We start from the raw sequence: 14,698 nt of genomic DNA on the forward strand, positions 1-14,698 counted from the left end.
CTGGCATCTAAAGCCAGAAGAAATCCCGAGGCACCCGATTCGTGCACATGCATCCGCCATGTGGTGTCTTCCCCCGAAGACAACTACCCACATGCGACACAGGCAGAAGCCGCCTGCGCCGCATGACTGGTAAATGACGACCTAGCCCCGCTTGTCGTCGTATTCCGTATGGTACCGCACCGCCTCGGCCACTTCGTTCTTCGAACCCAGGAACACCGGCACGCGCTGGTGCAGCTGCTCCGGTTGCAGGCCGAGGATGCGCTCGCGGCCGGTGCTGGCGGCGCCGCCGGCCTGTTCGACCAGCAGGCCCATCGGGTTGGCTTCGTACATCAGGCGCAGCTTGCCGGCCTTGCCCGGGTCCTTCTTGTCCCACGGGTAGATGAAGATGCCGCCGCGGGTCAGGATGCGGTGCACGTCGGCCACCATGCTGGCGATCCAGCGCATGTTGAAGTTCTTGCCGCGCGCGCCTTCGCTGCCGGCGAGCAGATCGGCCACGTAATGCTGCATCGGCGCTTCCCAGTGGCGCTGGTTGGACATGTTGATCGCGAACTCGGCGGTGTCCTCGGGGATGCGCATGTCGGCCTGGGTCAGCAGGAAGCTGCCTTCCTCGCGTTCCAGGGTGAAGGCATGGGTGCCGTGGCCCAGGGTCAGCACCAGCATCGTGCTGGGGCCGTAGATGCAGTAGCCGGCGGCGACCTGGGCGGTGCCCGGTTGCAGGAAGTGTTCGTCGCCGGGCTTGTCGGTGCCGGGCGGCGCGCGCAGCACCGAGAAGATGGTGCCGACGGAGACGTTGACGTCGATGTTGGAGCTGCCGTCCAGCGGATCGAACAGCAGCAGGAAGTCGCCGCTGGGATATTTGTCGGGCACCGGCTGGCTGTGGTCCATCTCCTCCGACGCGCAGGCGGCCAGGTGGCCGCCCCAGGCGTTGGCTTCGAGCAGGATGTCGTTGCTGAGCACGTCCAGCTTCTTCTGCGCCTCGCCCTGCACGTTGCCGGTGCCGGCGTCGCCGAGCACGCCGCCCAGCGCGCCCTTGCTGACTGCGATGGAGATGCGCTTGCAGGCGCGGGTCACGATGGTGATGAGCTGGCGCAGCTCCGGGCCGATGCGGCCGGCGTGCTGTTCTTCGATCAGGAAGCGGGTCAGCGAGGTTCGCGACATGGGCGCAGGCAGCCTTTCGTGGGGGATTGACCGCCATTGTCGGGATTGCGGCCCACACTGCCAAGCGCGGCTATGCTGGGCGCAACGGGGAGCGATCATGGCGCTGGAGTTGGAACCTGCACTGGTGCGCACGCTGGCAGCGGCGCTCGGACTGGGTTTGCTGATCGGGCTGGTGCGCGAGCGCGGCGGTGCCGCGCACCGTGTCGCGGGATTGCGCACGCATGCGCTGGCCGCGGTGGCGGGGGCGGTGGCGCTTGGCCTGGGCGAGGCGAGCTTCGTGGTGGTGATCGCGACCATCGGCGTGTTCTCCGCGCTGGCGTATCGCAACACGCGCGCGCGCGATGCGGGTCTCACCGGCGAGGTGACGCTGCTGCTGACCGGGCTGCTCGGTGGCCTGGCGACGCGGATGCCGGCGGTGGCCACGGCCCTGGGAATCGTGGTGGCGCTGTTGCTGTACGCCAAGGCGCCGTTGCACCGCTTCAGTCGCACGGTGCTCAGCCAACGCGAGGTGGCCGATGGCTTGCTGTTGCTCGCCGCCGCGCTGGTGGTGCTGCCGCTGCTGCCCGATCGCGGCTACGGCCCGCTGGGTGCGATCAATCCGGCCAAGGTGTGGCGGCTGGTGGTGTTGGTGATGGTGGTCGGTGCGCTCGGCCACGTCGCGCTACGCGTGGTCGGCAATCGCTGGGGGCTGGCGATCGCCGGCCTGTTGGCAGGCTTCGTGTCGTCCACCGCGGCGGTGCTGGATTTCGGCCGCAAGGTGCGCGCGGATCCGACGCTGCTGCGGCCGGGTGTGGCGGCGGCGTTGTTCGCCAACCTGGCCTCGCTGAGTCTGTGTGTGCCGATCCTGCTGACGATCTCGCCGTCGCTGCTGCAGCTGTTGTGGCCGGAACTGGCCGCGGCCGGGGCCACGCTGCTGGTCGGTGGGGTGCTGGGGTTGCGCGCCGGCGACGGCAACGAACCGCCACTGGCGACCGCACAGGGGCGCATGTTCCGCTTCGGCCAGGCGTTGGGTTTTGCAGCGGTGCTGGCGGGGTTGACCTGGGGATCGGCGCTGCTGGCAGGCTGGATCGGGCCCGCTGGCGCGATCGCCGCTTCGGTCGTCTCGGCGTGCGCCGAACTGCACGCGGCGGTGGCCACGATGGCCACGTTGGCCGGAACCGGCGAGATCGCCGCGGACAGTGCGCGGCCGTGGCTGCTGGGGCTGCTGGCGGCCAGCCTGGGAACCAAATCGGTGATTGCGTGGGTCAGCGGTGGGCAGGCGTATGGCCTGCGCGTGACCGCCGGTCTGCTGGCGGCGCTGCTGGCAGCAGCGGGCCCGCTGCTGCTGCGCTGACGGTGCGCGCGACAGATGTCCATGCTGCCGCTTCAATGTTCTTACTCGCCGCCACGCCTGGCGGCGGAACGCCGCGGAACGCCAGGACCGGCAGATGCAGGTCCTGGCGAGTGCAGCGCCGCCGTGCGGATCAGCCCTTGTGCACGGTGGCCACGGCCTGGGTCACGTAGTCCAGGTTGGCCTGGCTCAGCGCGGCCACGCAGATGCGGCCGGTGCCGACGGCGTAGATGCCGAACTCCTCGCGCAGCCGGTCCACCTGCGCCTTGCTCAGGCCCGAGTACGAGAACATGCCGGCCTGCTGCTGGATGAAGCCGAACTCCGGCGCGCCGAGGGCGGCCAGCTTCTGCACCATGCCGGCACGCAATGCGTGGATGCGTTCGCGCATTTCGGTCAGCTCCTGCTCCCACATCGCGCGCAGTTCGGGGCTGGTGAGCACGCCGGCCACCAGCGCGGCGCCGTGCGTGGACGGGCTGGAGTAGATGGTGCGGATGATGCGCTTGACCTGCGACTGCACCGCCTTGCTCTCGGCCGCGGTGGCCGAGACCACCGACAGCGCGCCGACGCGCTCGCCGTACAGCGAGAACGACTTGGAGTACGAACTGGCGACCACGTAGCTGTCCACGCCGGCTTCGGCCAGCAGGCGTACCGCGTAGGCGTCCTCGTCGATGCCCTTGTCGAAGCCCTGGTAGGCGATGTCGACGAACGGGAACAGGTTGCGTTCCTTCAGCAGCGCGGCGACCGTGCGCCACTGCTCCTGGGTCAGGTCGGCGCCGGTCGGGTTGTGGCAGCAGGCATGCAGCAGCACCACGGTGCCCGGCGCGAGCTTGTTCAGGTCGGCGAGCATGCCGTCGAAGTTCAGGCCGTGCGTGGCCGCATCGAAATAGGTGTAGTCGACCACGTCGAAGCCGGCGGCCGAGAACACCGCGCGGTGGTTCTCCCAGCTCGGGTTGCTGATGGCGATGGTCGAGGTGGACAGCAGCTTCTTCAGCAGGTCCGCGCCCACGCGCAGCGCGCCGCTGCCGCCGATGGTCTGCGAGGTGGCGACGCGGCCGGCGGCCAGCAGCGGCGACTCGGCGCCGAACAGCAGCTTCTGCGTGGCCAGGTCGTACGCGGGCAGGCCGTCGATCGGCAGGTAGCCGCGCGGCTTGGCGTCCTGCGCCAGCTGCCGTTCGATCTGCTGGACGGCGCGCAGCAGCGGAATGCGGCCGCTCTCGTCGTAATAGATGCCCACGCCCAGGTTGACCTTGGTCGGGCGGGAATCGGCGTTGTAGGCCTCGGTCAGGCCCAGGATCGGGTCGCCTGGGACCTGTTCCACGTTTGCAAAGAAGGACACGGCGGTACTCGTTTGGTGGCGAAAGGTGGGGGCCGGGAGGGACCGGAGCCGGCGCGGTCAAACGCCCCATCCTAGCAAACGCAGGTCCTTGCGTGGCGGGGCTTTGCGCTAGGGCGCGTCCTCAATCCCCAAGCAGATCGCGCCACTCGCGTGCGTGCACGAGGCAAGCAGCAGAAGGCGTGGAGGATGGTTCCACCCGGGCGATGACGGAGCGCCGAGGACGCACACGCGCGGCCCTGCGGGTTGGGCCTGACAGACCCAACGCGACCCACTTGGGAATCGATGACACGCCCTGGGCGGCGTGCGGCCGGGCGGCGCTTGGGCGATGATGCACGCATGCCCAATCGCCATCCCCTCGCCCTGCTCTGCGGCCTCTGCGCCGCGGGGCTGTCGCCCGTCGTCTGCGCCGCCGCGGCCGATGCCGATCCCGCCACCCTGCCGGTCGTGCAGGTGCAGGCCGCACGGGTCAGCGGGGTGGACGATTTCGACCTGCCCGCCTCGCTGACCGCGATCACCGTCGGCGACAGCAACCGCACCGGCGTGCAGGTCGCCGAGGCCTTGGCCGGCGTGCCCGGGCTGCTGGCCCGCGACCGCCAGAACTATGCGCAGGACACGCAGCTGTCGATCCGCGGCTTCGGCGCGCGTTCGGCGTTCGGCGTGCGCGGCGTGCGCCTGCTGCTGGACGGCATCCCGGCGACGATGCCGGACGGCCAGGGCCAGCTGTCGCACTTCAACATGTTGGGTGCCGAGCGCATCGAGGTGCTGCGCGGCCCGTTCTCGGCGCTGTACGGCAACTCCTCCGGCGGCGTGGTGCAGCTGTGGAGCGCCGACGGCGCGCCCGACGACCCGTGGCGGCTGCGCAGCACCGTCGGCAGCAACGGCACGTATAGCGCCGGGGCGCAGCTGCAGGGCCAGCAAGGCGACGTGCACTACAACGTGGCCGCCACCCACTTCCGCACCGACGGCTACCGCGACCACAGCCAGGCGCGACGCGAATCGGTCAACGCCAAGTTCGGCTTCGACCTGGCCCCCGGCCGGCGCCTGGACCTGGTGCTGAATTACCTGGACGCGCCGTGGGCGCAGGATCCGCTGGGCCTGACCCGCGCCCAGTTCCATGCCGATCCGCAGCAGGCCACCGCCGTGGCGACCCAGTTCGATACGCGCAAGTCCACGCGCCAGGCGCAGGCCGGGGCGATCTTCACCCAGCAGGTGGACCAGCAGACCTGGCGGCTGATGGGCTACGCCGGGCGCCGCGACGTGCAGCAATACCTGGCGGTGCCGGTGGCGGTGCAGGCCAATCCGCTGCATGCCGGCGGGCTGATCGACCTGGACGGCGACTACGGCGGCGTGGACGCGCGCTGGGCCTGGCAGGGCGAACTCGGCGGGCGACCGTTCCAGCTCACCGTCGGCGCCAATGCCGACCGCCAGAAGCAGCACCGCACCGGCTACGAGAACTTCGTCGGCAGCACGCTGGGGGTGAAGGGCCGGCTGCGCCGCGACCAGGAGGACCAGGTGCAGAACGTGGACCAGTTCGCCCAGGCCTGGTGGCAGTTCAGCGAGCGCTGGTCGCTGCTGGCCGGGCTGCGCCACAGCCAGGTGCGGTTCCGGTCCGACGACGCCTACATCGTCGGCCGCAATCCGGACGACAGCGGCAGCACCGATTATTCGGCGACCACGCCGGTGGCCGGGGTGGTGTTCCGCGCCACTGACGACCTGCGCTTCTACGCCTCGGCCGGCCGCGGCTTCGAGACGCCGACCTTCAACGAGCTGGGCTATCGCAACGACGGCGGCGCCGGCCTGGCGCTGGACCTGTCCGCGGCCAGGAGCGAGAACCTGGAACTGGGCGCGAAATGGCGCGACCAGGCCGGCGCGGCCTGGGAAGCGGCGCTGTTCCGCGCCGATACCGACGACGAGCTCGCGGTGGCCAGCAACACCAACGGCCGCAGCACCTACCGCAACATCGGCCGCACCCGCCGCCAGGGCGCCGAGGCCAGCTACCTGCTGCCGCTGGGCGACACCGCGCAGCTGCAGCTGTCCTACACCTGGCTGCAGGCGACCGTGCGCCAGGCCTACCTGACCTGCGCCAGCAGCGGCTGCGCCACGCCCACCGCGCGGGTCGCGGCCGGTTCGCGCCTGCCCGGGGTGCCGCGCCAGCAGTTCTTCGCGCGCTGGCAGTGGCAGCCGCGCGCCTGGCAGTTCGCGGTCGAAGCCGTGGCCGCCGGCGACACCGTGGCCAACGACCTGGCCACCGAGACCGCCCCCGGCTACGCGCTGCTGAACCTGGAGGCCTCGCGCCGCTGGAGCACCGCGCATGGCGCGCTGCGCACCTTCGCGCGCATCGACAACGCGCTCGACCACGCCTACATCGGCTCGGTCATCGTCAACGACAGCAATGGCCGCTACTACGAGCCGGGACCGGATCGCGGCTATACGGTCGGGCTGCAGTGGGATTTCGCGCATTGAGGCGGCTTTCGAAGTAACGCTCTTCCCTCGGCACCATGATCCTGTTCCGGAAGGTGCCCGGCAGGGACGGGCGAAGCCCATGCAACCGAACGTCGCAAACGTTCGGCGCGTACCTGTCCCCTGCCCTCACGGCCACCCCCGCCACGCTTTGGAGACGCTGATGAAAACCGCATTGCTGCTGGCGTTCGCCGTCCTCGCACCGGCCACCGCGCTGGCCGCTTCCGTCACCGGCACACTGGTCGGCGGAGGCGGTGTCGACGACATGACCATCGTCGTGCGCGCGGCCGATGGCCGGGAAGTCGAAGCGTATTGCGCGACCCGGTGCGGCGACTGGTTCGTCGCCGAGCCGGAGAGCGACGTGTTCGCGCTCAACAAGGCATTCAAGGGCAAGCGGGTCGCGCTGGACTACGCGACCGAAGCCAACGGCGACCGGATCGCCGGCCCGGGTCCGGACGACCGGCTGCTGTTCGTGAAAAGCGTGCGCATCGTTCCGTGAGGCCGCGTTCGCGCGACGCGGCTCCTTGCGGACGTCGGTGGCGCGCAGTGCAGCCGTGGTGCGTCTGCGCGTAAGCGCAAGCCGTGCCGCACGCAGCGCATGACATATGCGCTTTTCACAAACGACCACTAGCGACGCTTAGGTGGGAGCACCGATCGAGCGGCGGTCCGACCTGCGCACCGAGACATGCGTCAACTCGCGTGCCACGCCGCACGCCGCCGCGACGGGTGCCGCCGCATGGATGGTCCGTGCAGGCGCCGACCTCGCGAGACGTTGCCGTGGAAGAAAAACTCGATCGCTTGCTGGCCGACATCGCGCACCTCAAGCAGAAGCTGGAGGCGGACAAGACCGTGGCCGAGCGCATTTTCTGGGTCATGGAGAAGACGCTGGCGCCGCTGGCGATCGCGGTGCTGGCGTTCTACGGCAACACCGCCGCCGACAAGATCTCCGCTGGCCAGCTGGCGCTGGCCAGGCTCGGCGTGCAGGACAAGCAGAACGAATTCGCACGCACGCTGCAGAGCAAGTACGTCGAACTGTTCTATGCCGACATCACCTCGGGCGATCCCGAGCGGCAGGGCAATGCGCTGGGCCTGCTGCGGCTGATGGATCCGGGCCTGGCGCTGCAGCTGGCCACGTTCGTGGCGGCCAACCCCGCCGCGTCGCCGTCGATCAAGACCCAGGCCGAGGCCACCCGGCAACAGATCCAGCGCGACAACGGGAACGGGGCACCGGCAGCGAACGCGCCAACGCTGCCCTCGCCGGCCGCCGCGTCGCCGTCGCTCCCGCCTGCGTGGCCGCGTTGATGCACGAGGGTGCATTGCGCCCGTGCATCCGATGCGGAGCGGTGGCCAGCGTGCGCGAGCGCCGCGATCGAATCGGACTGCCGTGGCCGCCGCCAGCGAATCACGTCAGGCAGGTGCCACGATCCGATGCGCGAGCCGGGAGACACGACGCAGTCGCGATAGGCGAAGTGCCGTGACGAAAATCAGAAAATCCCCCTCGTTCCGTCTACAAAACACGGTTGAGGTGTCTACCGGCCACGGCTGGTTCGCTGGCGGCCGCAGCGCTGGCGGGATTAGTTTAAAGCCGCGTTTCGAAGGACCCTTCCACACCTCAATCGATGCATCGCCGGAGAGAGCACATGGCAGAGAAAGCCGACAAGGCCGTCCTGGCCGAGGGCGTCAGCGCGACGCTCTATCAGGGCACGTTCGTCGTCAACAACGGCACCGGGCAGACCATCACCAACGTCAGCGTCAAACACACCTGCGGAAATTTCGTCAACACATCGGTTGCCGTGTCACTGGCGCCGGGCGAGTCGGCCCCGCCGGTGAAACTGGAAGCGCAGACCGGTTCCAACGACTACTGGAGCCTGTCGTTCCAGATGGGCAACGTCTCGCGCAGCCGCAGCAGCAAGCAATGCAATTACGAGACCGAAGATGCGCCGAACACCTGCGTCATCGCCCTGTACGACGACAGCTTCAGCGTGATCACGCCGAAGAGCTCGCCGTGCCTCAACAACGCCTACGACTGAGCGCAGCCGGCAGCGCGTGGCCATCGCAGGCGACGCGCTGCCGATGCCGCGTCGCGTCCGGCAAGCGCGGACGTCGGCACGCCGCTGGCACGGCGTGGCGCATGCGACGCGCAGGAGATCTTCATGTCGGAGCGATGTCAGTCGCGACAGGCTCTACCGGGAATCCCTGTCGCCACGGAAGTCGCTTCTACCCGGGGCATTTCTACGCATCGGAATGCGCCAGTGCCGCAGCGATGCAGGGACAACGGCAGTGCCTGCATACGCGATCGCTCAACCCGCGCCGAGTCCGAGCCGGCGGTACAGCGTGCTGCGGCTGACGCCGAGCTGGCGCGCGGCGCGGGCGACGTTGCCGCCGCACGCATCCAGGGCCTGGCGCATCGCCGCCAGGGCGAGGCTGTCCAGGTCGGTCGCGTGCGGAGAGGCGCTCGCAGGCATCGCCGGCAGTTCGCCGGGCGATCCGCCCTGCCCTGGCGCCGCATCGCCGCCGGCCGCGCGCATGCCGCGCGCCGCGCCGGGCAGGTAGGCCGGCAACGCGTCGACGTCCACCACGGCACCGGCGTCGCTCAGTGCCACCAAGGTCCGCAGGCAGGCCACCAGCTGGCGCAGGTTGCCGGGCCACGGATAGGCGCTCAGCGTGGCCAGCGCCGCGTCGGTCAGGCGCCGGCCCTGCCCCACCCTCGCCCACAGTTCCTGCACCAAGCCGCGCCGATCCGGATGCACGCTCAGCGCCGGAATCTGCACGCTGTGATGGGCGATGCGGTAGTACAGGTCGGGGCGGAAACGCCGCTCGGCCATCGCCTCGTCCAGGTCGCGGTGGGTAGCGCAGATCAGCGCGAAATCCAGCTTCACCGGCTTGCCGCCGCCCAGCGGCAACAGTTCGCGTTCCTGCAGCACGCGCAGCAGGCGCGGCTGCAGCGCCGGCGGCATGTCGCCGATCTCGTCCAGGAACAGCACGCCGCCGTCGGCCTGCCGCAGCAGGCCGGGGCTGCCGTGCTTGCGCGCGCCGGTGAAGGCGCCGTCCTCGTAGCCGAACAGTTCGGCTTCGATCAGGCCTTCCGGCAGCGCCGCGCAATTGACCGCGACGAACGGCTTGCCGGCGCGCGCGCTGCGCCGATGCAGTTCGCGCGCGAACACTTCCTTGCCGGTGCCGGTCTCGCCCTGCACCAGCACCGGCAACTGCGCATCGAGCACGCGCCGCGCGCGTTCCAGCGCCAGTTCCTGCGCGGCATCGAACAGCGGCGCATCGGCGCCGTGCTGCGCGCGCGTGGCCGCGGACACGGTGATCGGCGGCTGCTGCGAACGCCGCCGCGGCCGCGCGTCGCCGATGCTGTCGACGCGCCCGTGCAGGGCGCGGCCCTGCAGGTCGAACACGCTGCCCTGCTGGCGCAGCCGCGACAGCGGCTCTTCGAACAAGGCCGCGTAGGGCGCGCGGCCCAGGTCGTGCCGCTCCAGCCCGAACAGGCGCAAGCCGGCCTGGTTGGCCGCGACCAGCCTGCCGTTGCGGAACGCGAGCAGGCCTTCGCGCGCCGTGCCGAGCAGCGCCGCATCGTGGTGCACGCGCAGCAGTTCGCAATCGGCGATGCCGTCGTCGAAATAGCGGTGTTCGATGCTGGCCACCGCCATCCGCGCCAGTCCCAGCGCGTGCATGTGCTGCACGCTGGCGTCGCCGGAAATGTCCAGCACGCCGGCCAGCTGGCCGTAGGGATCGAAGATCGGCACCGCGGCGCAGCTGAGAATCTGGTGCGGCGCGAAGTAATGCTCGCCGCCGCGCACTTCCACCGAGCGGCTCTCGACGATGGCGGTGCCGATCGCGTTGGTGCCGACCTGGGTCTCGCTCCAGCACGCGCCCGGCATCAGCGCCACGCGCCCGGCCTTGTCGAGGAAGCCCGGGCTGCCTTCGGCGTCGAGGATCCAGCCGGCCTCGTCGGTGAGCAGCACGATGCTGCCGGTGGCGGCGGCATCGCCGGCCAGGCCTTCCAGTTCGGCGCGGGCCAGCCGCCACAGGCGCTCGTGCGCCTCGCGCAATTCGCGCAGGTGCGGCGCGCTGACCGGCTCGATCGGCGGCGTGCCCTGCGCGGGCAGGCCCAGACGCTGGCAGCGCTGCCACGACTGCAGGATGGTGTCCGGCACCTGGCCGACCGGGGCGCCGCCGCGCTCGAAGAAGATCCGGCGGGCGTGGCCAAGCTGGTGCTGCGATTGCTGTTGCGCCATGACGGCTCCGCTGTCGCAAATTGCGACAGGTGTTGGGACAGGTGTTCCGATAAACACCACATCCGCCGCCGCCGCGCAATCGGCACGCGTGACGCACTGCAACAGGAATGGCGCCGCCGTGTCGATTGGCCGCGGCGCGCGGCCATGACGCGGCGCAACAGCGAAAACCTGGCATCGCTCTTGCGGTTACCGCCTACCTGGATGGGCCTGTGCCCCTTCCTTTCCCACCGCCGCAGGAGACCCCGATGAACGCCGTCACCACCGCCAAGCCGCATGCCACCGATCCGCAATCCATCTTCAAGTCGCGCTACGGCAATTTCATCGGCGGACAATGGGTGGAACCCAAGAGCGGCCGCTACTTCGACAACAGCACCCCGATCACCGGCAAGGTGTTCACCTCGGTGGCGCGCTCCGACGCGCAGGACATCGAGGCCGCGCTCGACGCCGCGCACGCGGCCAAGGACGCCTGGGGCAAGACCTCGGCCACCGAGCGCAGCAACGTGCTGTTGAAGATCGCCGATCGCATCGAGCAGAACCTCGAACTGCTGGCCTATGCCGAGACCTGGGACAACGGCAAGCCGTTGCGCGAGACGCTCAACGCCGACGTGCCGCTGTGCGCCGACCACTTCCGCTACTTCGCCGGCGCCATCCGCGCGCAGGAAGGCGGCATCTCGGAGATCGACAGCGACACCATCGCCTACCACTTCCACGAGCCGCTGGGCGTGGTCGGGCAGATCATCCCGTGGAACTTCCCGCTGCTGATGGCGTGCTGGAAGCTGGCGCCGGCGATCGCCGCCGGCAACTGCGTGGTGATGAAGCCGGCCGAGCAGACCCCGGCCTCGATCCTGGTGCTGATGGAGGTGATCGGCGACCTGCTGCCGCCGGGCGTGCTCAACGTGGTCAATGGCTTCGGCCTGGAAGCGGGCAAGCCGCTGGCCAGCAGCCCGCGCATCGCCAAGATCGCCTTCACCGGCGAGACCACCACCGGCCGGCTGATCATGCAGTACGCCAGCCAGAACCTGATCCCGGTGACGCTGGAACTGGGCGGCAAGTCGCCGAACATCTTCTTCGCCGACGTGATGGCCGAGGACGACGATTTCCTGGACAAGGCGATCGAAGGCTTCGTGCTGTTCGCGTTCAACCAGGGCGAGGTGTGCACCTGCCCGTCGCGCGCGCTGATCCAGGAATCGATCTACGACAAGTTCATGGAGAAGGCGCTCAAGCGCGTGGCCGCGATCAAGCAGGGCAATCCGCTGGATCCCAACACCATGGTCGGCGCGCAGGCCTCCAGCGAGCAGTTGGAGAAGATCCTGTCCTACATCGACATCGGCAGGCAGGAAGGCGCCGAGGTGCTGATCGGCGGCGAGCGCAACGCCCTCGACGGCGAGCTGGCCGGCGGCTTCTACGTCAAGCCGACCGTGTTCAAGGGCCACAACAAGATGCGCGTGTTCCAGGAGGAGATTTTCGGGCCGGTGGTGTCGGTGACCACGTTCAAGGACGAGGCCGAGGCGCTGGCGATCGCCAACGACACCCTGTACGGATTGGGCGCCGGCGTGTGGAGCCGCGATGCGTCGCGGCTGTACCGCATGGGCCGCGCGATCCAGGCCGGGCGGGTGTGGACCAACTGCTACCACGCCTATCCGGCGCACGCCGCGTTCGGCGGCTACAAGCAGTCGGGCATCGGCCGCGAGAACCACAAGATGATGCTCGACCACTACCAGCAGACCAAGAACCTGCTGGTGAGCTACTCGCCGAAGGCGTTGGGGTTCTTCTGAGCGCGCCCGTCGATGCGCAACGGAAACGCGGCGGTAGTGGTACTGCCGATCCATCGGCAGTACCACCCCGCGCCAGCCGCGACCGCTAGCGCTCGTCTGCGCGAGCCGGGCCGTTCCGCACGCGCAGGCGAGGACGCCGGCCGCCAGCGACGGCGGACCTTACAGCGACACGGTGCGCGATGCTTCGCGCGCCGGTTCCTGTTCCACCGCGAGCGGCAGATCCTGGCGGAGCTTTTGCGTCGATTGTTCGAGGGTCTGCTGCGTGGCCTGGTCGCGATCGACGAAGGCGCGCCGATGCGCAGGATCGTCCAGCTTGCCTTCCACCGCGATGAAGCCGTTGCCGTTGGTGCTGGCGACCACATGATCGATGCGCTTCATCCCACTGATGCTGGCGTCATGCGTCACTGCGCCCGCGGCCCGCTCCAGTTCGGCCCGGTCCTTGAATCCGCCCGAAGGCCCGAGCTTCTCCAGGGCTTCGACGGACTGCTGATACATCGGATTCTGGGGATGGGCCTTGTCCGACAACAACAGCGGATGCGCCGAAACGTGCTGCTGCGCCGCCGGTTCGGCGGTAGCGGCGCCAGGACGTTGTGCCTGCGCACCGGCAAGCGCCTTGAGCGTGTCCTTCCCCGCGATGCCGTCGACATCGAGATGATGGTCGCGCTGGAACGCCTCGACCGCGTGCTTGGTGCGGTCGCCGAACTTGCCGTCGGTGCCCAACGCCTTGCCCTCGGCATCGGTGTAGCCCAACTGGTTGAGGCGCTCCTGCAGCGCTTTCACCTCCGGGCCATGTTCCTCCTTGCGCAGGACGCCATCGGCCATCGGCGCTGCACCCGCCGCGCTGGTGCCGCCCGGCGCGGCCACCGTGCGGCCATTGCCAGAGATGTTGGTGACCGAGGCTGGCGCGGTCAGGTTGGGCGAGGCGTGCTGCGGGCGCCGGTCGGTGCTGATGGCGCCGCTGTCGATGTCGCGGATGTAGCGGTCGGCCTGCGGCAGGTAGCTGGTGTTGATATCGACATGCGTATGTTTGCCGAATGCGCTGGGATTGCCCTTGTTGAAGCCGCCCTGGATCCCGACCGACTGGCCGTATTCGATCCGGTCGCCGGTTTCGAGCTGGGTGTTACGCAGGTCCAGGTGCCGGTACTGGGCGATCATCTCGCGGCTGGGATCGGTGGCCGGCTTGTCGTAGATCTGCACGATGCCATCGCGGGGATCGACCTTGCCGATGTAGCCGCTGGCGATGGCCGGCACCGGCACGGCGTTGTTATCGCCGACCTTCAGCACGAAATCCTTGGAGACGTAATGGTCGCCGTCGCGCGAAACGGTCGCCGCGCCGTTGTAGTTGCCGAGCAGTTCCTCGCGCTCGCCATTGACCGTGCCGTAGACCCGGCCGCGCTCGTTGCCGCGGGTCGGATGATGGCGCTCGATATCCTCGTAGTCGTGAACCTGCTGCGTGCCGTGTCCGACGGACTCGACGATCGTGTACCTGGGCATCGTCCTTCTCCTTTTTCCATGGTGCCAACAATTGCGGTGCCTGCGTCGTTGCGGGCACCACGCCGATCAACGCAGATGCTGGACCAACCGCCAGCACTGCTGCGTGTACTCGAACACATACGCCTCGGGCGCGCCGAAGGTCTTGACGACATCATCGTCGGCGGAGAATTCGGCTTTCACGAAGTCCACGCGCATCCGATCGCCGTCTTGCTTGAAATCCATCTTGATCCGGGCCAGTTTGCTCGGGTCCTGATCGGGCTCGTCGTAGGACCAGCTGTAGTCGATCAGGGTCAGCCGGAACGGCTCGTTCGGGCGATTCACCGGCTTGGACGGGTCGCGCAGCTCGCGCTCTTCGACGTGAGGGGCACTGTAGGCGGCGCGCAATGCCGGATCGGCAATGATCGCCTCCAGGAACGTGGTGAATCCGTCTTCCGTCTTCTCGCAGGCTCCTTGCGGCAGCGCGGGGCGGTCCGCGGCCGCGGTGGCCGGTGTCGCCGGTTCCGAAACGGCCGCGGCCATGGCCGTCGGTGCGGGAGCAGGGGCCGCGGTGGCGGTGGGCTCCGAGGGCTTGCAGCCTTGCAGGAGCAGGGCCAGCAAAGCGGCGGTAAGCAGGCGTTGTTTCATGGTGTCGTTCCTTTCCCTAGACCGTTCAGGCGCACAGCGGCCCGCGATACGCGGCGGACCGGCGTCGGGCGGCGATCCGCCGCCCAGGAGCGCAGTGTACGAAGCGCGCGTGAGGATGCCGACGACCGGCTGTTCCCCCCGGCGACCGCGTCCTTCTCGGTGTCCACCCTGCATCCGCCGCCTCCCTGCCGTCGTGCAGGCCGGACGCTGGCGCATGTCGTGTCCGGCCGATGTTCGCGCGATCGCCGTATGCGGGCGGTGGCCGGGAATGAACGGCGCG

11 protein-coding genes are annotated in these 14,698 nt (G+C 69.1%); 6 read left to right on the forward strand and 5 right to left on the reverse strand.

The features are described 5' to 3' along the window. Positions 1-141 precede the first annotated feature (141 nt). Positions 142-1,158 carry a class 1 fructose-bisphosphatase gene (locus AB8810_RS00115; RefSeq protein ID WP_179570283.1) on the reverse strand — a complete coding sequence of 339 codons (1,017 nt, stop codon included), beginning with the start codon at positions 1,156-1,158 and terminating at the stop codon, positions 142-144. A 97-nt stretch (positions 1,159-1,255) separates the two neighbouring features. Here AB8810_RS00115 and AB8810_RS00120 point away from each other — a divergent pair, with 97 nt between their 5' ends. Continuing rightward, the gene (locus AB8810_RS00120) at positions 1,256-2,491 is read left to right on the forward strand and encodes a DUF4010 domain-containing protein (protein WP_179570286.1); all 1,236 of its coding nucleotides are present in this window, start codon (positions 1,256-1,258) and stop codon (positions 2,489-2,491) included. A gap of 130 nt (positions 2,492-2,621) precedes the next feature. Here AB8810_RS00120 and AB8810_RS00125 read toward each other — a convergent pair whose 3' ends face one another. Next, complete coding sequence (locus tag AB8810_RS00125; protein ID WP_179570288.1) at positions 2,622-3,824, reverse strand: amino acid aminotransferase; 1,203 nt, start codon at positions 3,822-3,824, stop codon at positions 2,622-2,624. Between the two features lie 336 nt (positions 3,825-4,160). Between AB8810_RS00125 and AB8810_RS00130 the strand changes: the two genes are divergently transcribed. The 4 genes from AB8810_RS00130 (at position 4,161) to AB8810_RS00145 (ending at position 8,314) form a co-directional block, all read left to right on the forward strand. Continuing rightward, complete coding sequence (locus tag AB8810_RS00130; RefSeq protein ID WP_369915143.1) at positions 4,161-6,287, forward strand: TonB-dependent receptor family protein; 2,127 nt, start codon at positions 4,161-4,163, stop codon at positions 6,285-6,287. Between the two features lie 160 nt (positions 6,288-6,447). Then, complete coding sequence (locus AB8810_RS00135; RefSeq protein WP_369915144.1) at positions 6,448-6,783, forward strand: hypothetical protein; 336 nt, start codon at positions 6,448-6,450, stop codon at positions 6,781-6,783. A gap of 278 nt (positions 6,784-7,061) precedes the next feature. Continuing rightward, the gene (locus AB8810_RS00140; protein ID WP_369915145.1) at positions 7,062-7,586 is read left to right on the forward strand and encodes a hypothetical protein; all 525 of its coding nucleotides are present in this window, start codon (positions 7,062-7,064) and stop codon (positions 7,584-7,586) included. Positions 7,587-7,924: 338 nt separating this feature from the next. Further along, positions 7,925-8,314, forward strand: coding sequence for a hypothetical protein (locus AB8810_RS00145; RefSeq protein WP_225210138.1), 390 nt, complete (start codon positions 7,925-7,927; stop codon positions 8,312-8,314). 270 nt (positions 8,315-8,584) lie between these two features. Here AB8810_RS00145 and AB8810_RS00150 read toward each other — a convergent pair whose 3' ends face one another. Further along, positions 8,585-10,525, reverse strand: coding sequence for a sigma-54-dependent Fis family transcriptional regulator (locus AB8810_RS00150; protein ID WP_369915146.1), 1,941 nt, complete (start codon positions 10,523-10,525; stop codon positions 8,585-8,587). 245 nt (positions 10,526-10,770) lie between these two features. Here AB8810_RS00150 and adh point away from each other — a divergent pair, with 245 nt between their 5' ends. Next, positions 10,771-12,300, forward strand: a complete 1,530-nt coding sequence (gene adh / locus AB8810_RS00155) for an aldehyde dehydrogenase (protein WP_179570300.1) — start codon at positions 10,771-10,773, stop codon at positions 12,298-12,300. 159 nt (positions 12,301-12,459) lie between these two features. Here the strand turns inward: adh and AB8810_RS00160 are convergent, their stop codons facing one another. Both AB8810_RS00160 and AB8810_RS00165 read right to left on the reverse strand, forming a co-directional pair. Next, on the reverse strand, positions 12,460-13,794 hold the full coding sequence (locus AB8810_RS00160; protein WP_369915147.1) for an XVIPCD domain-containing protein: 1,335 nt from the start codon (positions 13,792-13,794) through the stop codon (positions 12,460-12,462). Between the two features lie 66 nt (positions 13,795-13,860). Then, entirely contained in the window at positions 13,861-14,418 is a 558-nt protein-coding gene (locus tag AB8810_RS00165; protein WP_369915148.1) for a hypothetical protein, read from the reverse strand. Between the last annotated feature and the right edge of the window lie 280 nt (positions 14,419-14,698).

Origin of the sequence: Xanthomonas sp. NCPPB 3005 (assembly GCF_041228095.2) — a bacterium.
GTDB classification, from domain to species: domain Bacteria; phylum Pseudomonadota; class Gammaproteobacteria; order Xanthomonadales; family Xanthomonadaceae; genus Xanthomonas_A; species Xanthomonas_A bonasiae.

Bases quoted from the DNA above. Each gene is read 5' to 3' on its own strand.
- AB8810_RS00160 (WP_369915147.1), bottom strand. From the start codon at position 13,794: ATGCCCAGGTACACGATCGTCGAGTCCGTCGGACACGGCACGCAGCAG.
- AB8810_RS00145 (WP_225210138.1), top strand. From the start codon at position 7,925: ATGGCAGAGAAAGCCGACAAGGCCGTCCTGGCCGAGGGCGTCAGCGCG.
- AB8810_RS00120 (WP_179570286.1), top strand. From the start codon at position 1,256: ATGGCGCTGGAGTTGGAACCTGCACTGGTGCGCACGCTGGCAGCGGCG.
- adh (WP_179570300.1), top strand. From the start codon at position 10,771: ATGAACGCCGTCACCACCGCCAAGCCGCATGCCACCGATCCGCAATCC.
- AB8810_RS00115 (WP_179570283.1), bottom strand. From the start codon at position 1,158: ATGTCGCGAACCTCGCTGACCCGCTTCCTGATCGAAGAACAGCACGCC.
- AB8810_RS00135 (WP_369915144.1), top strand. From the start codon at position 6,448: ATGAAAACCGCATTGCTGCTGGCGTTCGCCGTCCTCGCACCGGCCACC.
- AB8810_RS00165 (WP_369915148.1), bottom strand. From the start codon at position 14,418: ATGAAACAACGCCTGCTTACCGCCGCTTTGCTGGCCCTGCTCCTGCAA.
- AB8810_RS00130 (WP_369915143.1), top strand. From the start codon at position 4,161: ATGCCCAATCGCCATCCCCTCGCCCTGCTCTGCGGCCTCTGCGCCGCG.
- AB8810_RS00150 (WP_369915146.1), bottom strand. From the start codon at position 10,525: ATGGCGCAACAGCAATCGCAGCACCAGCTTGGCCACGCCCGCCGGATC.